The following is a 22447-nucleotide window of genomic DNA, read 5'->3' as shown; positions in this document are numbered from 1 at the left end:
CGCAGGGGATGCGGTGGGTTGGGTCTGACCTGCGGGTTAGCTGCTGCAATGGACTCGTAGGGCACACGTGGGTCCTGGCTGCAGACGCAGTGGCCGGGCCTGTTAGTGGGTGGAGCATCAGCAGGACTCTTCGAACTTCACTGCGTTGAGTGTCACCGGCTGGCCTTCGAGCTTGGTGGCGGGGGAGGGGGCCTGGGAGCAGACCTTCCAGTTGGATTCGATGACGATGACGCGGTCCTGGCCGGAGGCGTCGTTGACGGTGATGCTGGTGCTGGGGTCAAGTGCCTCACGGGCGACCTTGACGGACTTGCCCTTGAAGTCAGGCATCGTCGGTCCGGGGGCCTCGGTCTTGGTGCCCTGGTCTGTGGCGGGGCAGGTCTCTTCGAGTTTGACGGTGGCGAAGTCGACCTTGGTATTGGTGGGGTGCTCGCCACTCTTCGGGGTCTGGAAGCAGACCTTCCAGTTGCGGTCGTCGAACTGCATGCGGCCGCGGCCGAGGGCATCGTGCGAGGTCAGGTTGTAGAAGCCTGCTGTTTGTGCCTGGTCCTGTGCGAACTGCAACCCCTTACCGATCATGTCCAGCAGGGAGGCGGTCTCGGCACTGGTCGGGGTGTCCCGCGTAGCCGTGGGCTTGTCGGTGGGGGTGCTTTGCTGGGGGGCCGCAGGCTTGTCGGCGGGAGGGCTGTCCGTGGTGGTGCCGTTGCCGCCGCAGGCGGTGAGGCTGGCCAGTGCGGCGAGGCAGGTTGCGGCGATTGTGGTGCGTAGGCGGGTGTGCATGATCCCCCCAAGGGTCGTGCGTTGGCGAGGGGCCAGCATGCGTGATCTGTGGGACTCGTGAGACGTATGTGTCGCTTCTGTGTAAATGGTTCATTTTCACCTTAGCTCGGTGTTCCAAGTTAGTGAGCGGTCGGGTTGGCGGTGAGGCGGCTGGGCCGGAAGTGAATCGTGCCGTCATGCTTCGCCAGCGCGTATGGTCGGCCTTCCGGAGCCAGGTCTCGGCGGCGTCGGAGTAGCCGCGCTCGCGCAGCAGGTCGCCGTAGCTGGTGGCTGCGTCGAGGCCGCCGCTCTCTGTCGCTCGGCGGAACCATGCTTCGGCTTCGGTAATCTCGCCGCGCCCCCTGGGGTATCTCCGGGGAGGAGGGCGCGCCGGGGGTGGCGGGCAGTTCCCTTCCTCATCGACTCCGGCGTCTGGTCACTGCTTGCCGGGCCGCGTCAGGTTGTCGATCAGCATTGCCACGGCCGACTTCAACTCACATCAAAGAGCTTCGTAAATGAGTTAGTTACCCAGAGGACATTGTGGCTTAGCTGATCAAGATGAGTGGATTCTGGTTATGATGATGGGGAGTTGAGTATTGGGAGGGTGCGTGAGTCGGGCGCCGCAGGCCGAGAACGCGATGAACGCGACCGAGGCCCGTAAGGATCTCTACGCCCTGGTCAAGCGGGCCGAGGAACACGGGGTCACGACGCTGATCCATAAACGGCAGGACCGCGCTCTGCTCGCGCCGTTGGACCGGCTTCCGGCGGCCCGGAAGTCCGAGGCATTCCCGTCCCACGTGTTGAGCGCGGCGCAGAAGGACTTCGGGGACCTCATCACGCGGGCGGCTCAGGGGCAGCCGCAGGTGCTCCGGCGGAACACCACGCCGGTCGCGATACTGCTCCCCGTCGACACCGCCTCAGGTGTCCTCTCGTCCGACACGGCCGCGCACACCGGCGCGGCGCCCGCAGGAGGTGCGGTGAACAGCCAAGGCAACCCGGACCGCGACAGGACGCCCCGCAGGCTCGCCACGCTCGGCGACGCCATCGGCTCCGTACTCACCTCCAGCCCGGGCGGCCCCACGTTCGGGCTGCCCGGGCTGGACGCCGCGACGGGCGGTCTGCAGCCGGGCCGGCTGATGCTCGTCGCGGCCGCCCCGAACGTGGGCGGAAGCCTGCTGGGGCTGGCTGCCGCACGCCAGACCGCGCTGGTCGACCACCGCAAGGTCCTGTACGCGGCGTCGGGTCCGAACCGGGCCGACATCTTCCGCCGGGTCCTCGCCGCGGAGACCGGCGGCGACTACCCGCGCCTGAAGCAGGGGCACCTCACCGAGCACGAGCAGCAGGTTGCCCAGCAGCTCCGCCAGAAGGCCTCCGTGCTGCTGATCGACGACGGCAGCGACCTGACCGCTGAGGCCATCGCGGAGACCGCCCCGCACGTCGAGGATCTGGCACTCGTGGTCGTGGACCGGTTCCAGGCCGCCCACAACGCCCGCCTGCCGCTGTCCGGGAACCGCCTTCCTGACGCCTCCCAGATCCTGGCCGGCCTCGCGCGCTCCCTGCACGTCCCCGTGCTCGCCATTGTGGACAGCGACGATCCCACGCTCCTGAGCCTGCTGGACGCCGACATCCTGGTGACACTCGCGCCGGCCGAGGACCCCTCCACAGTCCAGGTGACGGTCGCGGAACGCGACTTCGGCACGATCGGCTCGGCGTACCTGCAGCCCGACCTGCTGCACGCCCGCTTCCTCGACGCCGGCATCGCCCCCGCCGGCGGTACGGGCGGCGAAGGCCCTGCGCCAAGCCTGGGCAGTGCGGCGGAGCAGGAGTTGGCCGAGGCGGCGCTTCCCTACACGTCCGGTGCCCAGCAGGGGCTGCCGGCCTCCGTCACGCATGTGCTGGCCGCGCTGCGCACCGCACTGACCGATGGTGACCAGGAAGCCCGTGCGGAACTCGGGCCGTCCCTGGCCCAGGTGACTGCGGCGCCGCTGCACCTGCCGGACACCGCCGAGGGACGCCGCCTCGCCGCCGCGCTGCGCGCATACGCCACCGCCGAACAGCCCGCCGCTGCCGCTGCCCAGTCCGGCGCGAGCACCGGGCACGTCCCGGACGACGCCGACGTAGAAGACACCGAGGAAGGCGACGAAGACGGCCTGGCACCGGGGGACGAGGAAGACGAGCCCGAGGACGCGGTCTTCCCCGCCCTCAGGATCCTCAAGGACGCGGTAGACCGCTCGAAGATGCACCCGATCAAAGTCATCCGCCTTGAGGAGCGGGACAACGGTCCATGGCCACTGATCAGCGAGGACATGGACGGCGAGCCCCGCTGGGTCCACCCCGACGTCACCAGCGCGCGCGTCGCCCACACCAGGGAAAACGGGAAGCGCGTCCGGCGGGACAAACTCGACGTGCCCGACTCCTTCGGCGACGGCGTGATGTGCCTGATCGACCGCAACGGCAGCTACCCGTCCGCCTGTTCGGCCGTCCCCCTCGCCCCGAACAAGCTCCTGCACACCGGCGCCCTCAAAGCGTTCGACAAGACCCAGGCCGGCATCTACCTCATCGACATCCCGCAGTGGACCCGCACCGACATGCCGCACCCCCTGGGCCGGATCATCGAGCGGCCCGACGAACAGGGCCGCGTGTGGGTCACCGCCCCCCACATCAAGCAACTCGAGAAACTCGTCCGCGACGGCCACCTCGACGCCGCGCCGACCATCCACGACTCCTGGACCGGGAAGGTCAACGAGTCCCTCTTCAAGCCCTTCTACGAGGCCACCCGCAAGGCACGGACCGAACTCGTCCAGGTCGGCGGTGACCCCTACAAGGCGTACAAGACCCGGCTGTCCATCGCCCTGCGGCTGCTGTGGCCCAAGCGCGAGGAACAACGCTCCCCGTTCTGGCGGCCCGACTGGCGCATGAGCATGGTCGCCGAGGCGTCCGTGCGTCACTGGGCGGTAGCTTTCCGGGCCGTCCAGGACGGGCACACGCTCATCGCCCTGCGCAACGTCGACGCGGCCGTCTTCTGGACGCCTGACGGCACGCCGCCCGCCACGTACCGGATCGGGACCGGCTTCGGCGAAGTGAAGGCCAAATACATTCAGCGCGGCGAGATCATCCCCGAAGGTGACGACTGATGGCCGGACCCACCGGCCGCGGAGACTCCCTGGGCGCCGCCCTCAACGACCTCCTGCGCTCCCAAGTCACCCCCCGCCACCGGCTGTCGTCGTACACCGCCAAGCACTGGCACGCCCAGCTCAGCCAGCTCACCGCAACCCACCGCGGATACCAGGCCCTGGAAGAGGCCGGCCTCGACGTGACCGTAAAGACCCTGCTCAACTGGCTGTCCGATCCCGAGTACAACATCCGCCGCAGCTACATCGACATCATCCACACCGCGTACGAGAAGGCCGCCGTCGTCCCCGCGGACCCGATCCCCGACCACGTCAGGAGGGGGCAGTTCGAGATCAGCGGCGTCGTCAAGACGGGCGACGACGAACGCGAGCGCGGCACACGACGGGCCGCACCCCTGCGTATCGACGCGAGCAGGGGCGACTGGGACGAGATCGAGGAACTCTGGGCTGCTGGCGAGCTCACCGACGACGAGTTCGAGGACCACTTCGTCGACGACGTCATTGTGGCGGACATCGGCGAAGGCACCGACGGATGGGCGTTCCCCGGAGGCTCGTACTCCGTCGAACTCAGGTGACACCGCCGCTCGCTGAGCGCTCGGTGGCCCAGGGCCTCACCTCGTTCGAGTCTGAGCCTGCCCTGGCAGGTCAGACGGCCTGCCCCTCGACCTTGCCCTGGACTGTCCAGGTCTTGCGCACGCGCTGGGGGCCGTCGGTCTCTTCGATGAGCCGGATCACCACGCCCGGGTCGGTGCCGTAGAGCCCGACCCACTCCGTGTACCGGTCCTGGGCGGTGCCCGGGGCGGCCCACTCGCCCTCGACGGCCGGGCCGTTCTCCTCGAACTGCAGCCGAGCGAGGTGCTTGATCGTCTCCATGGGCTGCTCCTCGATCACTGCTACTGCCCCTTTCCTGCGCCGCGCTGGGGGAGGGACCGCTGCAGAGCGGCCCATACGGGGCCCGGTACTCCCGAGGGTGCGGCAATCGACTTACGCCGCGGTGGGCTCACTGGCGAGGTGGGCGAGGGTCTCGGCGAACGTCCGATGGTCGTCCACGTAGTGCCGCACGCGAGACCACCAGAAGCCGAAGAACTGGCGCTGGACCGGCAGGGTCAGCGCGGCCAGCAGCTCCAACTTGGTGGACTCCTCCCGCTCGGACAGCATCAGCATCCGGGCGTTGCTGGCGTAGCCGACGGCGAAGTCGATGTGCTGGCGCATGACCCAGCTGCCCGCGTACGTCTCGACGTGGTCGACCATCCACCGGGTGGCGTCGTCGAGCTGCTGCAGCCATCGCTCCCGCTCGCCCGTCAGCCGTTCCCGCAGGACGGGCGTCCAGGCCGGATCGTCCGGCGGAAGCAACTGCAGGCGCGTACACGCCGAAAGGACCGCCTGCAGGTGGGTGTTGAAGGTGTCCCGGGCGGCGTGGGCCTCCTCGATCCGCTTCTTGCGGGCGTCCAGCCGCGGGGTGACGAACAGACCGGTCGCGATGGCGGTCACGACGGCGGTGACGGCGGCCACCAGGATGGTCCACAGAGTGCCGGGCATGGGCCACATGCTCCCGCATGCCGCGGATCCACCAAGCCAGTCAGGTTGCCGGGCCCTCGACCTCGCCGCGCCGGTCCGAAGATGGTGCCCAACAAGGGTGTCCGCTATGAGGAGGGCGAGGCTAAGGCTCGGACCGTTACGAAACCCTGCGCCCCTGGTCCAAGGACTGGACAACGTCATTGGCCTCGGAAAACGCGGAGTTTGACGGGTCCTCACGGACTGTGGCATCCTCCTCTCGGGACACCACTCGTGTGTCCCGTTCGCGTTTGAGGCTCTCCTTCTCAGTTGAGAAGCGGGGGCCTTTTCTCGTTCCTGACTCAGGCCCCCGGAGCCACGCCCCGGGGGCCTTTTTCGTTCTCGGAGGCTCCCACCTTGCTGTCCGCTCTGACTCCCGGTGCCGCATTCGGCGTGCCGGTTTCGCTGGCCGTTTGTGCTGCTGTCGTACTTGTAGCCATGCTGCTGCTGGTCGCGGTCGTTTCCTGGGTCGTCCTGCGTCGGGTCAATCGGGCTGATGTGCCGGTTGCCCTGTTGGGGCTGGCCCACGTGGTCTCAGCGCTGTGCGGGTTCCTGCCGTGGGGCAAACCTTCGCCGCCGCCGGCGCTCCCGCAGCAACGTGGGTCAGACCCTGAGGCGGCAGCGCCGACCGTGGTCTTGGTCCGGGAGGAGACGGCCAGCTCCTCTCTGCCGCAGAGGGGGGACGTGTGAGCGGCTACTGGAGGGGTGCCGAACCCCGCCTCCGGGTTGAACGGGTGGTCGGGCTGGACCAGGTGCTGTCGTCCATGCCAAAGGAGTCCGCCATCGCCGTACTAGCCCAGGTGCTGTATGGGGCATCTGAGGAAGAGATCGGAAAACGACTCGGCGTTACGCCGATACGGGCGCGTTCACTGATCAGCAAAGGCATCTCGCGGCTGCGCCATCCGATGTGGGCCCAAGCCTGGCAGGAGTACTTCGACGTCGACTCTCAAGCGCTGCTGATCGACGATGGCCTGCGTGCGCTGATACGTAAGTGGCGTCTGGAGGAGTTCGCCCCGGTGTGCAGCCAGTGCGGGCGCCGGTACACCCCGGAAGGGTTGAAGCTGGGGGCACGCGGCGGGCGCCCTCGTCGATACTGCTCCAACGCCTGCCGACAGAGGGCGTATCGGATGCGCCACCGGTGAGGTCGCGACTATGCGGTGCGCTTCCGCAAGGTTGGCGGCCGTTCGGTGGCGTTGGCGAGCATCCGGCGGACGGTCTCCGGGTGCCAGCGTTCGCCGCGCTTGGGTCGGATGCCCTCGGCGTCCAGCACCACGGCGATGTCCCGGTAGGACAACTCGTCCTCGTCCCGGAGCTGGCGGGCCCGGGTCCGGCCGGCCTGCTCCATCTCCTCCGGGGTCAAGTCCTTCTTGTGGGCCTGCCAGCCGTACGGCGGGGCGCCGTACGCGTACTCGCCCTTCTCGCCCTTGATGCGGCGGCCTCGGCGGAGCTTGGCCACGGTCATGCCGCGGTCCAACTGCGCGAAGACGCCCATCATCTGGCGCATGGCGGTGCGCATCGGGTCCTCGGGGTCGTCGGGCAGGATCTCGCCCTGGTCGGCCATGAACGCACGGCCGCCGTGCTTCCAGGTCTGGGCGAGCGCGGCTGTCACAGTTATGGGCATAACTGTGACACCGAGAGCCTATCGGCCCCTCGGCGGGCTGCTCTGAGAGCGCGTCAGTGCGGACTGGCGCGGACTCGACGACTTCCCTGGCGCCGACGGTTCACCGCGAATTCGGCTGGGGAGTGTGCTGGGGCCGCCGGAGGGCCCGGCGGGAAGATCGGCGCCAATCCGCTATGCCGGCCGTGCTTCGTGGAGGCCGCGGCGAAGTGAGGGCCGGGCGTGAGGCAGCAGGGCTACAACGCTTGAGCACGTGGCCGGACGTAGGCCTCCGACCTGTGCGGCACTTTCGCCGCCTCGTGTGGTGACGGCAGGATCGGGTCCATGCGCATTCTGGTCATCGGCGGCACCTGGTTCTTGGGCAAGTCCATCACGGAGCGAGCGCTCGCGCGGGGGTGGTCTGTCACCACCTTCAACCGCGGGCGATCCGGCCCGGACGTTGTGGGCGTTCAGCCGGTCCATGGCGACCGTACGGTCCGCGAGGACCTGGATCGACTCGCACAACACGGCCCGTGGGATGCCGTGATCGACACGTCCAGCTCGGACCTCGCGCCGCGAGACGTCCTGTTGGCCACCACCGCACTTCAGGGAACGGCTCAGCGGTGGGTCCACATCTCCACCGTGTCCGTCTACGAGGGGTGGCCGCACCAGCCATTGACGGATGCCTCGCCGCTGCTGGAGTGCCCGCCGGACGCGGACGAGACGTACGGGTACACGGGCGCGGACGGCAGTCCCACCACGTATGGGTTCCAGAAGGCCGGCGGTGAACGCGCGGTGACGGAGGCCTTCGGGGAGGCCGCCGTCTTCCTGCGGCCGGGGGCGATCCTCGGCCCCGGGGAGTACGTCGGCCGTCTCCCCTGGTGGCTGAACCGGGCCAAACGCGGCGGTCGCATCGTGGCCCCGGCCCCGGCCGAGCAGCGCATCCAGCCGGTAGACGTGCGGGACGTCGCTGAGTTCGCGCTGGATCAGGCCGCGAGCTCCACCAGCGGCGGCTACAACGTCACCCACCCCGAAGGGATCGCCTTCGCGGACTTCCTGAGGGAGTGCCTAACTGTGACGGACAGCACGGGCACCCCGGTGTGGATAGAGCCGGACGTCCTGACTGAGCAGGGCGTGAGGCAGTGGACGGAGCTGCCGCTGTGGCGTACGCACGCCGGCGTGTGGTCGGTGGACTCGGGGCGTGCCGTCGCCGCAGGTCTGCGCTGCCGGCCGCTCGTCGAGACGATTCGGGACACGTGGGCGTGGCTGGCCCGGGATGGGCGTCCCGTGGATCACCCGAGGTGGGCAGAGCACGGGATCGCCCCGGAGAAGGAGTCGAAGATCCTCGCCTCCCTGTGATCAGGCTTCGAGGGCAAGCAGCCCAACGTGCGGGCCGATCTGGTACGGCGGGGACACACGAGTGAAGTCCTCGATGCGCTCCCGGAGTTGCCCGGGAAGCTGCGCGCCGTGGTACGTCGGCCGTGAGAGGTGGCGGTGGATGCGGGCCGTGCGGACCACGATGCCGGTCATCCGCTGGTCGCTCGGGATCTCCCACACCGGCACGAGCGCTTCGGCGGCTCCGTCCACGTCATTGGCGAGGAGCCGGGCCATGGCCAAGTCAGCCGCGGCGCCGCCCTGGACGTGCGCGGACTGGGCGTCCCTCGATCGCTGGCCGAGAATGGCGAGCGCCTGGCGCGCGGCGGCCTCGGCCTGGCCGCTGTCGCCGATGATGAGCGCGGTGGTGCTGTTGGACATGGCCAGCCGCTCCGCAGGGAAACCGAACTCGCCGCCCACCGAGTCGTGGAGCTCGTCCACGCGGTCCCGGCCGGCATCCTCAGAGAGACGGATTGCGCGTTGCGCCGACGCGATGTCGCCGAGGTGGGCGTACGCGCGTCCCTGAATCGCGTGCAGGCGGCTCTGTGCCACGTCGCCGAGTCCGCCGTAGGACAGCGCGCGGTCAGCCTTCGCCACGGCCTCCGTGCTGTCGCCGGCGTGGTACGCGATGTATGCCAGCGTTCCGTCCGCGAACGCCTGCAAGGGCGCGAACCTCGTGGTCTCTCCATACAGAGCGGCGGTGCGTGCGAACGTCCGCGCGTGACGCAGGTAGCCGAGATCGAAGGCCGCCGAGGCCAGTAGGGCCGCCACCTGGCCATTGATGATCAACAAGGCTTGGCGCTGCGCGGGCACCTGCGTGCGGTCCCTCTGGTGCTCAACCTTCCCCCGGAGAGCGTCGGCCTCCTCAAAGGCCTTCACCGGTGCGAGGCGGTGATACTTCTGCGCGAGCGTGACGACCCGATCGTGGAGCTCCTCAATGGTGGTGTCCGAGATGGACATGCCAACAGTTGCGTCGGCGTCTTCGTGTGTTTCGCTTGCGGTCATTGCGATTCGCTCTTCCAGATCCGGGTCATATGCGGGTACCTGGGGATCGATGACCTCAGACGGGTGCTTGAACAGTCGCTCCGCGCCGTAGCCGGGGAACATGCGCTCAAGAATGGCGCACGTCTCCGGGCCAGGCAGGCCCACGAGCCTCCCGCCCGTCCACTTCCGGAACTGCGGCTCACCCACAGTTGGGTTGTTGGGGCTGCGGCCGTAGAGCTCTACCCCGGTGGCGGTGAACCGCTCATTGAACTTGCGGTAGGTCAGCCGCTCGCGGTCACACAGCAACTTGAGCAGTGTGTTCGCTTCGCCGCCCATACCGCCCCCAGTCTCCGGCGCCGTGCACCCGGCGCGTCCGTGGATCGATCCCTCCTCGCGAAGGGGATACCGCCGGCTCCACCCGCGGCAACACGCCCTGAACAGAAGCAACTTCAAAGCTACCCCGGGGCTATGGACGTCACTCAGAAGCGGCTCAGAGGCAACCCCTCAAGAGATGGCGGGGCTACGGGGTGGCGGAGAACTCTGATCGCCAACCCCGTGGCGGGGTTCAATTCCCGTTCCCTGACCAAGGCGTGACGATGACCAGAACAGGAACCACGCAGGAGAAAACCGCCGTTGCAACCCCGGACCTCGCCGGTGCCGAGCCGTACGAGGACGGCGGTGACACGCTGGAAGCAACGGGCATGACGACCCTGGAGGAGCGGCAACTCAGCGTCACGCACTGGCTCCTCACGGCCGCGGAAGACCGTGACCGCGCACGCAAGGAGTGGAAGACGCAGGGGATCGCGCTCCTCACCTGCGGCGCCACCCTCTCCGCCGTACGCATCCCGGCCCACCTCGTGTGGGGCGCCGCTCGCACGGAGGAACTGGAGGAGGTGGACGCCTTCCTCCGCCGGTTCTTCGACGGCGGAGCGATGTTCATGGACATCCATGCCCACCACTACTACGCGCTGGTGCCCGGGACCTCCGAATGGCGTTGGACCAACCGAAAGGTCCCCGGGGTGGAACGCCTCAGAGGCCGGACCTACTACCTCGGCGTCCCGCACATCGCCCTCACGGAGCCGAAGGGGCGCTCTTACTGGTCCCTTCCGATGGACACCGCCGGGGACCTCTGTTACCTGGACGAGGTGGAGAGCCTGGTCATCACCGGCCTGGCGGCTCGCGGTGAGGGGGTCGGTCGGTGACTGTTGAGGCCTTAGCGCCCTCACATTCCCCGCAGCTCGACGCGCAGACGATTCGCGCGGCGTACACGGGCGTTTTGGGGACGCCAGACCTCCCGAGTGGGCAGCAGCTCGACGAGATGTGCGAGCAGATCACCGGGCATGTCGGGCTGCTGGTTCCCGAGGTCGCGGCGATCACGGCGCGTATGCGTTCGAGCATGCGGGTGGTGGCGGTTCACTGCCTGGTCCGCGCCCACCAGGCGCTCGCGGTGGATCCGAGCGCCGGGAAACGCGAGTGCTACGTGTACGAGGTGGCCACGTGTGCTCGTGCGCTGCTGACGCTCCTCGAGCATCCGGGCCCGCTCGGCGAACCGACCGGCGCCGACGAGATCGAGCAGGTTGTCCGTCGGAAGATCTGCGGCGGCTGCTCCGGGTCGATAGAGGACGGCGAGGGCTTCGAAGAGGCGGTGTTCGCGTCGGAGGCGAGCGGAGGTACCCGCGGCTACCGGCACACCGACAGCTGCGCCGCCGTCGCCAACGAACGGCGCGGACTGCTCGCCATCGTCAAGGTGCCCGCCGAGCAGCCGGCGGGAGGTGCGTCCGATGACGCAGCAATGGGTCATCGGTGACTGCTGGCTCGGCTGCGAGTGCACGGACCTGCCGGTGATCTGGCTTGGGCCGGTCACCTGGGACGGGCAACACGCACCGTTCAACGCGTGCCGCGACTGCCTGGACCGGCTGATGCGGCAGGCGCTCGCGTACTTCCTCGATCACCGCCCTGCCGACGCCGCGTTGTTGGCGGGATAGGACTCGCGGCCGGCCTCCCCTGCCGGTTGTGAGCCCCCTTGGAGGCTCCACCCGCATCGTGCCTCCGGGGGTGTGGCCTCGGCTCGTCCGCGTCGCCCCCGTGGCGGATGAGCCGGGGCCACTGCGGGGGAGGGGGCCGGCGGGCACGCGACGTTCTACGTGTGCGCGCCGCGCCTCGCCCCCAAGGCCCAAGCACCCGCCTTGGGCAGATCAGACACCCGGCGCGGGGAGAGCGGTTCCGACTGTTTCTCCACGGCAGGTCACTCACCTCGTCCCGGGCCCACATCGCAATCGATCCGATCGTTCCGACTGAAAGCAGCACGATGCCCGCAGTAGTTGTACGCAACCGAAGCTGAAAACCGGTTCGAATCTCCTTCATAGCGATGTCAGCGGCCTCGAAATGCACGCATCTCCACAAAGAATCAGGTAAACGCCCATGTCCGACCGACACCTTTCGCACGGCGATCAAGCGAGCAAGTATCGGCTGCGTCCCGGCTCGGCTGGGGCCATGGCGCAGCAGCTGACGCGCATAATCCGCACCCGCATCGAGACCCGAGAATGGCCGCCAGGTCACGTATTCACTTATCCGCAGCTGGCAGAGGAATTCTCGGGTATGCACTTGGTGCAGGAAGTCGTGGTACGTGCCGTTCGCCCTCTGCGTGAAGAGGGCCTGGTGGAAACCCGGCCAGGTGTAGGTATGCGGGTCGTCATCGAAGGAGAGTCGTGGCGGCCCGCCAACGGCCAATCCGATCTTCCGCATGACGAGTACATCGAAACGGTTCTAAGAGAACGCTTGCACAAGAACATATACAGGCCAGGCGAACAGTTCCCTACGATCCGTGTCTTGGCAGAAGAATTCGGGGTCTCAGGCGCCACGGTCTCCAAGGCATTGAGGGCGCTGCAAGGGCAAGGAATCCTGGAGGTTCGGAACAGCAATGCCAGATTCGTCTCCCGCGCACTAGCTGAGATCCCGGCGGAGGATCTGCTGCGGCCCCCCGTGCGTAGGAAATCCGGCGGGAAAAAGCTGCCAGCCTTCGGTGAACGCCGCACGCTCGTCGAGTGGGCTTGGGATCCACGGTGCCTGGTCGACTGTAGCGTTCTGCGTTCCCGGTATTCCGTGGGCTGGGACCTGGAAAAGGCGATGCAGACCCCCAAGACGATCCGTCAGAGCCGCAATTCGCACAGCGCACGTTTCGGGTAACCGCCTACGACGCCATCCAAGCCAGCCATCGCCTGACAGACGCCCCCGCGGGGCTCCGGCAAGACGTCGCGGGGGAAGGCCCCACTTCCGAGGGACGGACCACCGGCCGCCTGCCCCGCCCCTTCTCCCCAAGGGGCGCGCGGTCACACAAAGCCCCCGCTCTGGCCGTCTCCAGTAGGACGGTCGGCGGCCGGAGCGGGCTTGATGAGAACCGAGTGCAAAGGAGTAAGCGCAGCGTGAGCAGCAACAGGAAGACCACCGTGGACGCCGCTAAGGGGCGCCGAGACCGGGACTCCAGGGCGGCCGGGGCGCACACCCCGCAGGAGCAACAGCAGATGGTGTCCCAGCCCCAGCACAAGAAGGCGGTCCGTGAAGACCGCTGGCCCGGGGAGGGTTCGAAGCTCTCGAACTAAGCGGCCGTCTCCCATCCCTTCGCCCCGAGGGGCGGGAGACCCCAGCGAGACCCCACAAGCCCCCGGCCGGCGCGCCCCGTAGCGCCACCCCGCCCCGGCCGGGTTTGAAGATCCACTGTGACCGAGGAGGAGACCATGCAGACCGAGCGGGACCACTTCACCGACCCACCACCGCGCCGCCTGGGGGCGCTGGGCATCATCCGTAATCCCGCCGGGGCGGTACTGATGACCGAGAAGGCGAAAGCCGACCTCAGGAACGAGGAGCGCAAGCCCTGGTTCCACCCGGGCGGCTGTGTGGAGGAGAACGAACCGCTCCTAGACGGCCTGGTACGCAACGTCAGGGCGAAGCTCGGCATCACGCCGAAGCCGGGCCGCCTGCTGGCCGTGCACCACATGCACGACCAGCAGCATGAGACGCACCTGTCGAAGGAGGGGGTGAACTTCCTCTTCGACTGCGGGGTCATCGACGTAGACACGTCGTTCACCTTCGGCGGCAGCATCAAGAGCGTGCGGTGGATGCTCCCGGATGAGCTGGAGGAGCAGCTGACACCGTTCACGGCGGCGCGTACGCACGCGGCGCTGCGGGCGCTGTCCGGCGGCGACGTAGAGGTACTCAGCGGGCATCCCGAGTAGCGCTGGCTGGCCAGTGCTGATGACCCCTGCCGCGTTCGCCGCGGCGGGGTGCTCCCCGCACCAACACCCCCGACAGCCGTATCGGGAAGACACCGCTGACCACGAAGCCCCCGGCCGGGGCTGCGTTGTTGCTCCACCCGCCCCGGCCGGGTCCGTTCAGGGCACTACCGACAACTGGAGGAACGCGTGACCGAACTGGGAATGCCCCCGTACCGGCGCAGAAGACGCGCCCCGTCGGTGCGGGCGCGGTCTTCGCGAACAACGGGCACCACCTCACTGCCGCTGCGGGCCTGGACATCGCCACGCTTGTGCGCGCCGCCACGGTGCCGCTCAGTCCGAAACCAGCACGCCGGAGCTCTGGCGACGGCGTTTCGGGTAACCACCGACGACCCTCCATCCCCACCCGTCTGTCCTGACCCTTGCCAGTGCCACCACATGCAGCAGTCGGCCACCCCAGACGAAGGGAAGACGACATGCACGAGCTCGTTGCAACACCGTTCGGAGGGCGGCGCCTCATCCTGCGACCGGGTAGCACCAAAGCCGTGCAGCTCCCGCATGCCAAGTTCGATGAGCTGCTCGCCCTGGCGTCGGTGCCCAGCGCCGTGCCCCGGTGGCTCGTTGACGCCGTACGTGCGCAGTGGCAGATGGACTTGGCGGGCCGAAGGGTCGGCGAGGTCGTCCTGATGCGGGAGGCGGGCCTGCTCGAGTTCAGCCGGGCGACGTGGGAGATCAACCTGGGCTGTGACCTCGACTGCGTGATGTGCTACCTCGGCAAGAAGCGTTTCGAGGGCCTGGACATGGAGGGCAAGCGGAAGCTGCTGGCCGTCATGCGGGAGGCGGGCGTGATCTGGCTCCAGATCACCGGCGGGGAACCGCTCATCGACCCGGACTTCCCCGAGTCGTATCGACTCGCGTACGAGCTGGGTATGCAGCTGGAGATCCTGTCGAACGGTTCCCGGCTGCACAAGGACCACGTCCTGAACCTGCTGTGCACGTATCCGCCGGCCAAGCTGACGCTGAGCGTGTACGGCGCGACGGCCACGACCTATGACACGGTGACACGCAGGCGCGGCGCATTCGGCCGCTTCCGGGCCGGCTTGCACAAGGCCGTCGACGCTGGTCTGAACATCGACCTGAGCCTGATCATCGTGCAGGGCAACGTGCACGAGCTCGACACGATGAGGACCTGGGCGAAGCAACTCGGCGTGCCGTATCGCGAGTACGCGAACATCTCGCCGACGATCCACGGAACCGCGGAGCCGCTGCCATCGCAGTCACCCCAGTACCTCACCAACCGGGCCCCGTTCACCGGATGCCCGGCCGGCGTGACGTTCTTCCACGCCGACCCGTTCGGGCGGGCCTCGATCTGCAAGGTCGGCCGCGAACCGAACATCGACCTGATCGCCGAAGGCGTGGAAGGCCTGACCCGGCTCGGCGAGATAGCCGAGTCCCTGATGCTTCGCACCGGAGGATGCAGCGGCTGCACGCTGTCCGGCACGTGCCGGGTGTGCAGGCCGATGGCGAAGGTCTTCCAGGAGGCGAAGGCACCACTGAAGCACTACTGCCAACACGGAACGAGGTAGAGATGACCGCCGTCATGATCGAACTGACACGCAGGCCGGAGCCCGTCGTCGAGGACCCCGACACGATCGTTCTCGTCGAGGACGTTGAAGCGCTGACCGCAGGCACCGTCCCGGGCTGCGGCGACGACAACCCGTACAACTGACCCACTGTGCCGGGGCCGTGCTCACGCACGGCCCCGACCAGACCTCTTGGAGGATTGATGCCCACCCCGCGCCTGACCGAGCTACCGGACGCCGTGCTGCGGCTGATCGAAAAGGCCAGCGGTCCCATCGCCGGCGTCGAGACCGTGAAAGCGGGCCGCAACAGCGCCATCGCCGCTCGCGTGCACACGGCGGATCGCACGCTGTTCGTCAAAGGTCTCCCGCTCGATCACCCGTGGGTCTGGACACAGAAGCGGGAAGCGGACGTCGGCCCGTACGTGAGGAACATCGCGCCTGAGCTCCACTGGCATGTGGAAGAGGACGGGTGGAGTCTCCTCGGCTTCGAACACATCAATGGCGGACACGCCGACTTCACGCCCGGCTCCCCCGACCTACCGGCGGTCATGGCCACCATGACGAGGCTGGCCGACGTACCCGCCCCGGACGTCGAACTGAAGACCATGCCGCACCGGCTCAGGACCTACGTCGACGACCCCGCAGACCTGTCCTGGTTCACCGGAAACCGCCTGCTCCACACCGAGTGGAACCCGCACAACGTCCTCATGACGGACCGCGGAGCCCTGTTCGTCGACTGGGGGTGGGCGTCGACCGGCGCGGCATGGATCGACCCCGCCTTGTGGCTGCTGTGGCTCATCGCCCATGGCCACACCCCCGGCCAGGCCGAGAGTGAGGCCGCCGCGCACTCAGCATGGCAGGACGCCCCGCCCGCCGGCCTTGACGCGCTCGCTCGCGTCCAGCACCGACTGTGGGACTCGATCGCTGGCGAGAGCACAGACGACTGGGCCAAGCCGATGCAGCACGCGGCACAAGCCTGGGCCGAGCACCGGAACGCCAAGCCCTGACCGCCATGCTCAGGCGTCCTGGCTGTAGTCACGGCTGGCAGCTTCGGCCTACTCAACACCGTTGGTGCAGCCGATGCGCGGGCGGCGTGCGGTCGCGGACCTACTGTTGCGTGTTGGTGTGGTGGTGGGTGAGGGCTTGCCAGCGTCGTTCGAAGTCGTCGGCTTCGTGGGTGAGGTGAGCGGTGGTGATGGTTTTGTTGTACTGACCGGTGATCCCGCGGGCTGCGCATTCCTGGGCGATGGCGTTGAGCGCGGGCTGAGGGCTGTGCACGCGGTGCTGGGCCCAGACGTTGTAGAGGCGGAAGGGCAGGAGGTAGCGGCGCAGGTTGGCGGGGCTGACCGGTTTTCGGCCGCGGCCGTACATGCCCTTGGTGGCGAGAGCGGCGGACAGCTGCTCGGCCGTGGGCTCCTCGCCCTGCCCGGCCTGGTACTCCATCCATGCGAGGTAGTAGCGGTCGACGGTGGTGAGGGCGGCTCGCTTCGTGGCTACGTCGTCGTGGCCTGGCAGCGGAGCATCGATGGGGGTGTTCACCTGCAGGCCGCGCCGCTCCGTGGCGGCTTGCGCGCTCAGACCGGCGGGTGCCGCCTCGGGGTGGTGCTCCTCCTGCGGGAGTTCGTCGGCGGCCTGCCCGCCGGGATCGGCGGCAGCCTCATCGGCGGGTGATTCGATGCCGGTGAACTCGCGCTCCTTGCCGCTCATGACGAAGTCTGCCTGTGGTTCTTCAGAGACGGCGATCTCTTCGGTGTGAGGAACAGCGCGCCTTGGTAGTACCGGGAGCAGGGGCTGGACCTGTTCCTCGGAGAGCGGGGCACTGGCTGCGGTGGAGATGCCGTACGCGTCGCGGAGCCAGACGGCCCATTGCGCGGCGGTCGGCTCGACGTGGAATTGCGCAATGTACGCCTGGTAGGACTCGGCGAGCCGGTCGACGGCGTCCTCGGTCGACTCTTGAGGGGCAGGCGACTTCTTGGGCGCGGAGGCTGGGACGTGTCGCGGCCTTGTTCCGTCCGGCTTGGTCATGTGCTGGTCATGGACCGCCGGTGTCTCAAGAGAGGCGTGTTCTGGCGGGGTGGAGGCGCCGGCCCGCTCGGCAGGGGGCCGGAAGGTCGGTTCGAGGCCTGCTGCCGCCAGTCCTGCGGGGGCTGTGTCCGCCAGGGGGACGCCGTACTTCGCGAGGCGTAGGGGCATCAGGGACTCGACCGGGGCCTTGCGGCGCCAGCTGCGGCCGAAGCGGGAGCGGAGGCGGGCCTGGTAGACGAGACGTTCTTGCTCGAGCTTGATGACCTGGTCGTAGGAGCGGAGCTCCCAGAGCTTCATGCGGCGCCAGAGGAGGAACGTGGGCACGGGGGAGAGGAGCCAGCGCGTCATGCGGACCCCCTCCATGTGCTTGTCCGCCGTGATGTCCGCTATGCGGCCGATCGCGTGGCGGGCGGCCTCGACCGAGACCACGAACAGGATCGGGATCACCGCGTGCATGCCCACGCCCAGCGGGTCCGGCCAGGCCGCGGCGCCGTTGAAGGCGATCGTCGCCACCGTCAGCACCCACGCCGTCTGGCGCAGGAGCGGGAAGGGTATGCGTATCCAGGTGAGGAGCAGATCAAGGGCGAGCAGGACGCAGATGCCCGCGTCGATGCCGATCGGGAAGACGTAACTGAAGTCCCCGAAGCCCTTCTGGAGGGCCAGTTCGCGGACGGCGGCGTACGAACCCGCGAAGCCGATGCCGGCGATGATGACGGCACCGAAGACGACCACGCCGATCAGAACCCGGTGCGTCCGTGTCAGCTGCACCGGCGCGGCCACCCGTACCCCTCTCCCACTACGTGCTGTATGGCGTGGTCGTCTCTTTCCGGCTGCGTGCGGGCAGCGGATCGTCCCCGGTTCGTCATTCATCTGCCCTGGGCTTGTGCAGGAGAGGTCCGGGTGAGGAGGGTGCGAATGAGGTCCTCGGTCTCCGTCTCGAGTGAGCAGTCCAGTGCCCGGTTGACCTGTTGGACGCGGGTGATGGCGGTGTGCAGCCCCTGCCGGTTCCCGGCAGCATGCTCGATCCGGAGCCAGTCCCGATACAGCAGTTCCGCCGTGTCGTCGACGTCGAGACCGGTCGCGACGGCCCGGCGGGCCGCGCTGAGGTCACGGTGCGGGCCGGCGGGGGTGCGGTAGGTGGCCACGGTGTGCGCGACGTCGATGATCCGCGTGATCATTTCCTGCTGGTAGGGCTCGGCCCAGGGCAGGGGCTTGCCGCCGAACGGTTTGCCGCGCACCAGAGTCAGCGCCCTCTCCAGGTCGGTGAGGCCTGACTGCCCCATCGGCAGGGCCCTTTCGACGAGCTGCAGGAAGCGGATCCAGTCGCAGCGCACGCCGGGGGCGAGCCGGTAGGGGTCCTCGCCGGTTTTGCGGCGCGGTACGTAGGGGCTGCCGGCCGGATCGTTGCCCAGGGAGCGACGCAGGCCCTGCAGCCGGGCGTTGAGGGTGCTCGCCGTCCAGGGGCTGAGAGGGTCCATGTCGGCGCACAGCACGTCGGCGCTTCGCCCGGGTCGGAAGAACAACAACGCGGCGAGCTGCGCCATCCGCGGGCCGTGGCCGGTGCTGTCCACGCCTGTCACCTCGACGGGGCCCAGCACGCGGATCTCCGGGGCGTGCAGGTCGTGCGCTTCGCACTCCTCTGCCTCCGCCGCCGTGGGTTCTTCGGCGGAGTCCTCCTGGTCGTCCGCCTCGGCGGCTTCCGCGGCCGCCGAGGGCGCGGGGGCCACAGGCGCTGTTGCTTCGACGGCTTTGTCGGGTTCGTCGGCAGGCATGGTCGACGACGCGGCGGAGGACAGGAGGCGGAGCCCAGACGGATCGGTGGTGGCGGCGAGCAAGGCCGGGAAGACCTCGCCGCTCGGGTCCGCCGACGCCGTCGCGCGACTGGTGGCAGCGGCGGTGGCGGGCGCGGTGGACTCCTCCGGAACGGTCTGCCCGGGCTGTTGCATGCTGTCGGGCTCGTCCGGGACGTCCTGCCAGGGGCCCTCGGCCGGGTGGGACGGCTGTCCGGACACCCTCAGGGCCGTGGTGATCTGCAAGTAGGCAGCGTGCTCCAGGCGCTGCACCGTGATGTCGGTGCCGACGTAGTCGAGGTGCTGCGGTTCGCTGAGGGAGGCGTTGAGGATCTCCGCCTCCGGGAAGTGCGCAGCCGCCGTGCTCGCCGGCGCGATCAGCGTGACGGGGGCCGCGCCCGCCTTGTCGATGACATCAGCGAACTGCCAGGCCGTGTCCGCGTCCAGCAAGGACGCACACAGCAGCAGATACGGCTGATGCTGGGTTTCGGGTATCTGGTGCGCTTCCAGCAGCCGTTCGCTCAGATCGCGCAGCGCGTGCGCAGCCTGCCGCATGTGAGCGATCCGCGCGGTGGGCAGCAACTGCGGCAGGTCCTCACCGAACCCGACGGTGACGACTTCGACGTCGCTCGCCCACGGACTCATCCCGAGTTCCACGGCGAGCGAGGTGCACACCTCGGTGATGTGGACCGGGTTGCCGTCCAGCAGCAGTGCGGGAAGGTGCGCGAGGTTGAGCAGCAGGAGGTCATCCGCCGCGGTGCGGCCGATTGTGACGAGCCCGGGATACGGCGCGGGCACCTCGCGGGCGGTCTCTTCGTCCAGGAGTACGGCATCGGCGGGCAGGACCCACCATCCGCCCTGCCCGGAGGCGAAGGGCGCCTGCGGCTCGTGGACGCGGTCCTCGGGCAGTACCTCCACCGTGCGGGCGCCGATCCGGGCCGCCCGCAGCGGCGGCAGGAGCGCGGTGTCCTCCTGCTGGGCCGCGTGGTGGGCCAGGGTCCGCAGCGCCGCGTCCAGGCGGGTTGCGCCGTCCGGCTCGGCGGCCGCCGCCAACTGGGCCTCTGCCGTGGACGTTTCCGAGGCGATGGCGATCGTCTCGCCGGGCTTGCGGCGGCGGCGCTGCAGTGTCCGGCGCAGGGCGAGGGCACCGGTGACGGCGGCGGCCAGCAGTGCGCCGGCGCCGAGCACGGTGCGCAGGTTCAGTTGGCTGCTGGCCGGAGCCGATGCTGGGGTCTCGGACGCCGTGGTGGCGGGGGAGGAGGCCACGGTGCCGGACGGTTCAGTCGGCGCCGACCGTGCGGGGGCAGATGATGCGGCACTGGGGTCGGGTGTCGCGGCGGCCGGAGCGGAAGGGGAGACCTGTTCCTGCCCGGGCTGCTGGGCGGGGCGACTGGCCGGCGTGTCGGGGGCCGACGACTGCGGTGCAGGCGCGGTGCTCTGGCTCGGCGCTGGGGCCTGATCCGTGCCCGCGCCCGGATTCTGTGGGCCGTCGGGCTTCTCGGTGGCCGGGGGAGCGGTCTCCTGGCTGCCCGGCTCATCACCCAGGCCACGGCCCTGGCCCGGCTGGTCGGGCTGGGCTCCGGGCACAGTGACCTGCTGCCCCGCGTAGATGACATCCGGGTCGGAGATGGCGGGCAGGCCGTGCGGCTGCGGCTTGCCCCGGCTGGCCTCGAACAGCTTCGGCCACTCGCCGCCGTCGCCGAGCTCCTCCTCCGCGATCTTCGACAGGTAGTCGCCCGAGTGGACCGTGACGGTGTGCCCGCTCGCGTCGGCAGCCGGGGTGCTGTCATCCAGCTGCGTACGAACTCCTCCCGCGGCTGTGGCGGTTGAGGGCATCTGAAGCTGCCAGCCGGGCTGCAGAAAGCCGTTGGCGTGGAAGACCTGGCCGTCGACCATGGGGCGGCCCTCGTTCAGGTCGGCGATCTCCCGCCACCGCTCGCCGTTGCCCAACTCCCGCTCGGCGATGCCCCACAGGCTCTCCGCCGGCCGCGTCTCGCGCACCGTGTAGGTCGTGCGGGAGGCCGGCGTGTGCGCGGCAGATTCCGAGCCGGTGTCGGCCTCGGTCGTCTGCCGGGCTTGGGCCTGCCCGGGCACGGGGGCGGCGCTCGCGGCTGGTGCGGCGTGGGCGGGGGAGGAGGCCAGGGCCGAACTCGTCGGCAGGAGGACCAGGATGCTCCCGATCAGCGCGGCCGCGGCCCGCTGCGAGGAACTCAGCCCCCGCGGTGCGTGCCACGTCCGGCCGCGCAACTGGGCGACCAGCTCCCGGATCGCGCAGAACGCGAACTGCCCCCAGCCGATCCACCCCACCGCGATGAGCAGCATCAGGAAGGCGGCGCCGGTGTCCTGCCGGTCCAGCAGATGGGCCAGGTCGTCGCGGCCGGCATCCCAGACCACCGGGGTGGCCCAGGCCAGCACGAGCGGCAGCCCGGCGACCGCGCCGGTCAGGACGAGCAGGCTGCACACGGCCTTGAGCACCCTGGCCAGGGTGCGGCCTCGGGCGGCGGGGGAGTGGCTGGTGCGCATCATGGTCCTTCGGGAGCGGCGACGCCGTGCAGGAGGGTGGCCGTGGCGTGACCGGTCACCGGCATTGAGCCGATCCCGATCACGGGCAGGAACTTCGTGTCGTACGAGCCGTTGACGGTCACGGTGAGCGTCTTGCCGTCGGCGGATGCGGTCACCGTGCCGGCAGCGTCGACGGAGCGCAGGTATTCCTGGGCTGCGGCCTGCGCATCCTGCGGATCGACGACGACCGCCTCGCCGGTGATGGCCTGGGCAGGGTCGATGGCCTGCCCGCCCGCCCGGGCAGCCTCCCCGGCGATGAAGTCGGCGCGTTCGGTGGCGCGCATCTTGCCGCCGCCGTCGACGGCCACGCCGACGATGCCGAGCAGCGCGACCACGCACACCGCGACGAACACCGTGATCCCACCACGGTCATCGAACCGGACCCGGCGGCGCCCCCGCCCCTGCTGGAAGATCATTCGTTCCCCCGTTGCCGGTACTGGTCAACTACCGAGGTCGCGGTGGACTCCAAGGTGCGGGCCCCGGGCACGCCGGGTAGCAGCAGGTCGGACAGATTGACCGTGCAGTTCACGGTCACGGTGACGGTCCCCACCTGCCCGACGGGCACGCTGAGCCCGCCCGTGTCCACAGCGACGCTGCTGGAGGCGCACTTGATGCCCTGGTCAGTTAGGGACTCGGTCGCAGCGGTGTGAGCGGCGTCCTGGGCAGCGCCCACGGTGCGGTGAATGGAGGCCTCCCGCGCGGCGTCCTCGGCCGCGGCGTCGATCTTCGCGCCGGAGGTGACGAGCCGGCCGCCGGCGATCGCCATACACACGAACATGATCAGCGCAGGGAAGATGATGGCCGCTTCGATCGCCGCGCTGCCCGCATCCCCTTGGGCCACCCCCCACCGGGTCCTTGGCAC

At 69.0% G+C, this 22447-nt stretch carries 22 protein-coding genes; 13 read left to right on the top strand and 9 right to left on the bottom strand.

Going from position 1 to position 22447, the window contains the following annotated elements:
• Positions 1 to 117: 117 nt before the first annotated feature.
• Positions 118 to 777: a PASTA domain-containing protein gene (locus tag KCH48_RS38140; RefSeq protein WP_246886511.1), complete on the bottom strand. Its 660-nt coding sequence runs from the start codon at positions 775 to 777 to the stop codon at positions 118 to 120.
• A gap of 587 nt (positions 778 to 1364) precedes the next feature.
• Between KCH48_RS38140 and KCH48_RS38135 the strand changes: the two genes are divergently transcribed.
• The gene (locus tag KCH48_RS38135) at positions 1365 to 3890 is read left to right on the top strand and encodes a DnaB-like helicase C-terminal domain-containing protein (protein ID WP_307841063.1); all 2526 of its coding nucleotides are present in this window, start codon (positions 1365 to 1367) and stop codon (positions 3888 to 3890) included.
• Positions 3890 to 4462, top strand: coding sequence for a hypothetical protein (locus KCH48_RS38130; protein WP_210582012.1), 573 nt, complete (start codon positions 3890 to 3892; stop codon positions 4460 to 4462). Before KCH48_RS38135 ends, KCH48_RS38130 begins: the two co-directional genes overlap by 1 nt.
• Positions 4463 to 4532: 70 nt before the next feature.
• Here the strand turns inward: KCH48_RS38130 and KCH48_RS38125 are convergent, their stop codons facing one another.
• Together KCH48_RS38125 and KCH48_RS38120 are read right to left on the bottom strand one after the other, a co-directional pair.
• Positions 4533 to 4760: a hypothetical protein gene (locus tag KCH48_RS38125; RefSeq protein WP_210582011.1), complete on the bottom strand. Its 228-nt coding sequence runs from the start codon at positions 4758 to 4760 to the stop codon at positions 4533 to 4535.
• Between the two features lie 111 nt (positions 4761 to 4871).
• Complete coding sequence (locus KCH48_RS38120; protein ID WP_210582009.1) at positions 4872 to 5426, bottom strand: hypothetical protein; 555 nt, start codon at positions 5424 to 5426, stop codon at positions 4872 to 4874.
• Between the two features lie 701 nt (positions 5427 to 6127).
• Between KCH48_RS38120 and KCH48_RS38115 the strand changes: the two genes are divergently transcribed.
• The gene (locus KCH48_RS38115) at positions 6128 to 6583 is read left to right on the top strand and encodes a hypothetical protein (RefSeq protein WP_210582007.1); all 456 of its coding nucleotides are present in this window, start codon (positions 6128 to 6130) and stop codon (positions 6581 to 6583) included.
• A gap of 8 nt (positions 6584 to 6591) precedes the next feature.
• Here KCH48_RS38115 and KCH48_RS43305 read toward each other — a convergent pair whose 3' ends face one another.
• Positions 6592 to 7050, bottom strand: coding sequence for a recombinase family protein (locus KCH48_RS43305; RefSeq protein WP_210582004.1), 459 nt, complete (start codon positions 7048 to 7050; stop codon positions 6592 to 6594).
• A 333-nt stretch (positions 7051 to 7383) separates the two neighbouring features.
• Between KCH48_RS43305 and KCH48_RS38105 the strand changes: the two genes are divergently transcribed.
• On the top strand, positions 7384 to 8397 hold the full coding sequence (locus KCH48_RS38105) for an NAD-dependent epimerase/dehydratase family protein (protein ID WP_210582002.1): 1014 nt from the start codon (positions 7384 to 7386) through the stop codon (positions 8395 to 8397).
• On the opposite strand, the gene KCH48_RS38100 is transcribed toward KCH48_RS38105, so the two are convergent.
• Positions 8398 to 9732, bottom strand: a complete 1335-nt coding sequence (locus KCH48_RS38100) for a DNA-binding protein (protein WP_210582001.1) — start codon at positions 9730 to 9732, stop codon at positions 8398 to 8400.
• A gap of 260 nt (positions 9733 to 9992) precedes the next feature.
• On the opposite strand from KCH48_RS38100, the gene KCH48_RS38095 reads away from it, so the two are divergent.
• The 9 genes from KCH48_RS38095 (at position 9993) to KCH48_RS38055 (ending at position 16215) form a co-directional block, all read left to right on the top strand.
• Positions 9993 to 10598 (top strand): hypothetical protein, encoded by a 606-nt coding sequence (locus tag KCH48_RS38095; RefSeq protein ID WP_210581999.1) that lies wholly within the window; start codon positions 9993 to 9995, stop codon positions 10596 to 10598.
• Positions 10595 to 11203 (top strand): DUF6415 family natural product biosynthesis protein, encoded by a 609-nt coding sequence (locus KCH48_RS38090; RefSeq protein WP_307841062.1) that lies wholly within the window; start codon positions 10595 to 10597, stop codon positions 11201 to 11203. Before KCH48_RS38095 ends, KCH48_RS38090 begins: the two co-directional genes overlap by 4 nt.
• The gene (locus KCH48_RS38085) at positions 11178 to 11381 is read left to right on the top strand and encodes a hypothetical protein (RefSeq protein ID WP_210581995.1); all 204 of its coding nucleotides are present in this window, start codon (positions 11178 to 11180) and stop codon (positions 11379 to 11381) included. The genes KCH48_RS38090 and KCH48_RS38085 overlap by 26 nt, the downstream gene beginning before the upstream one ends.
• 508 nt (positions 11382 to 11889) lie before the next feature.
• A complete protein-coding gene (locus KCH48_RS38080) occupies positions 11890 to 12582 on the top strand; it encodes a GntR family transcriptional regulator (protein ID WP_210581993.1) in 693 nt (230 codons plus the stop codon).
• 236 nt (positions 12583 to 12818) lie between these two features.
• A complete protein-coding gene (locus KCH48_RS38075) occupies positions 12819 to 12995 on the top strand; it encodes a hypothetical protein (protein ID WP_210581991.1) in 177 nt (58 codons plus the stop codon).
• Between the two features lie 135 nt (positions 12996 to 13130).
• The gene (locus KCH48_RS38070; RefSeq protein WP_210581988.1) at positions 13131 to 13628 is read left to right on the top strand and encodes an NUDIX domain-containing protein; all 498 of its coding nucleotides are present in this window, start codon (positions 13131 to 13133) and stop codon (positions 13626 to 13628) included.
• Between the two features lie 542 nt (positions 13629 to 14170).
• Entirely contained in the window at positions 14171 to 15211 is a 1041-nt protein-coding gene (locus KCH48_RS38065) for a radical SAM protein (RefSeq protein WP_307841061.1), read from the top strand.
• 2 nt (positions 15212 to 15213) lie between these two features.
• Complete coding sequence (locus tag KCH48_RS38060; protein ID WP_210581984.1) at positions 15214 to 15354, top strand: hypothetical protein; 141 nt, start codon at positions 15214 to 15216, stop codon at positions 15352 to 15354.
• Between the two features lie 57 nt (positions 15355 to 15411).
• Entirely contained in the window at positions 15412 to 16215 is an 804-nt protein-coding gene (locus KCH48_RS38055; RefSeq protein WP_246886510.1) for an aminoglycoside phosphotransferase, read from the top strand.
• Between the two features lie 100 nt (positions 16216 to 16315).
• Here the strand turns inward: KCH48_RS38055 and KCH48_RS42650 are convergent, their stop codons facing one another.
• The 4 genes from KCH48_RS42650 to KCH48_RS38035 form a co-directional block, all read right to left on the bottom strand.
• Positions 16316 to 18013, bottom strand: a complete 1698-nt coding sequence (locus KCH48_RS42650) for a DUF2637 domain-containing protein (RefSeq protein ID WP_307841060.1) — start codon at positions 18011 to 18013, stop codon at positions 16316 to 16318.
• An 86-nt stretch (positions 18014 to 18099) separates the two neighbouring features.
• Complete coding sequence (locus KCH48_RS38045) at positions 18100 to 21546, bottom strand: LysM peptidoglycan-binding domain-containing protein (protein WP_210582027.1); 3447 nt, start codon at positions 21544 to 21546, stop codon at positions 18100 to 18102.
• The gene (locus KCH48_RS38040; RefSeq protein ID WP_210581982.1) at positions 21546 to 22001 is read right to left on the bottom strand and encodes a pilus assembly protein TadG-related protein; all 456 of its coding nucleotides are present in this window, start codon (positions 21999 to 22001) and stop codon (positions 21546 to 21548) included. The genes KCH48_RS38045 and KCH48_RS38040 overlap by 1 nt, the downstream gene beginning before the upstream one ends.
• A complete protein-coding gene (locus KCH48_RS38035; RefSeq protein WP_307841059.1) occupies positions 21998 to 22447 on the bottom strand; it encodes a pilus assembly protein in 450 nt (149 codons plus the stop codon). Before KCH48_RS38035 ends, KCH48_RS38040 begins: the two co-directional genes overlap by 4 nt.

The organism is Streptomyces sp. GESEQ-4, from assembly GCF_017948455.1.
Lineage (GTDB): Bacteria > Actinomycetota > Actinomycetes > Streptomycetales > Streptomycetaceae > Streptomyces.
This window is presented reverse-complemented; position numbering and strand designations above follow the sequence as displayed.

Excerpts from the sequence above, each read along its gene's own strand:
- KCH48_RS38045 (WP_210582027.1), bottom strand. The coding sequence starts at position 21,546 with ATGCGCACCAGCCACTCCCCCGCCGCCCGAGGCCGCACCCTGGCCAGG.
- KCH48_RS38125 (WP_210582011.1), bottom strand. The coding sequence starts at position 4,760 with ATGGAGACGATCAAGCACCTCGCTCGGCTGCAGTTCGAGGAGAACGGC.
- KCH48_RS38060 (WP_210581984.1), top strand. The coding sequence starts at position 15,214 with ATGACCGCCGTCATGATCGAACTGACACGCAGGCCGGAGCCCGTCGTC.
- KCH48_RS38055 (WP_246886510.1), top strand. The coding sequence starts at position 15,412 with ATGCCCACCCCGCGCCTGACCGAGCTACCGGACGCCGTGCTGCGGCTG.
- KCH48_RS38040 (WP_210581982.1), bottom strand. The coding sequence starts at position 22,001 with ATGATCTTCCAGCAGGGGCGGGGGCGCCGCCGGGTCCGGTTCGATGAC.
- KCH48_RS38130 (WP_210582012.1), top strand. The coding sequence starts at position 3,890 with ATGGCCGGACCCACCGGCCGCGGAGACTCCCTGGGCGCCGCCCTCAAC.
- KCH48_RS38100 (WP_210582001.1), bottom strand. The coding sequence starts at position 9,732 with ATGGGCGGCGAAGCGAACACACTGCTCAAGTTGCTGTGTGACCGCGAG.
- KCH48_RS38080 (WP_210581993.1), top strand. The coding sequence starts at position 11,890 with ATGGCGCAGCAGCTGACGCGCATAATCCGCACCCGCATCGAGACCCGA.
- KCH48_RS38070 (WP_210581988.1), top strand. The coding sequence starts at position 13,131 with ATGCAGACCGAGCGGGACCACTTCACCGACCCACCACCGCGCCGCCTG.
- KCH48_RS38085 (WP_210581995.1), top strand. The coding sequence starts at position 11,178 with ATGACGCAGCAATGGGTCATCGGTGACTGCTGGCTCGGCTGCGAGTGC.
- KCH48_RS38120 (WP_210582009.1), bottom strand. The coding sequence starts at position 5,426 with ATGCCCGGCACTCTGTGGACCATCCTGGTGGCCGCCGTCACCGCCGTC.
- KCH48_RS38140 (WP_246886511.1), bottom strand. The coding sequence starts at position 777 with ATGCACACCCGCCTACGCACCACAATCGCCGCAACCTGCCTCGCCGCA.
- KCH48_RS38095 (WP_210581999.1), top strand. The coding sequence starts at position 9,993 with ATGACCAGAACAGGAACCACGCAGGAGAAAACCGCCGTTGCAACCCCG.
- KCH48_RS38105 (WP_210582002.1), top strand. The coding sequence starts at position 7,384 with ATGCGCATTCTGGTCATCGGCGGCACCTGGTTCTTGGGCAAGTCCATC.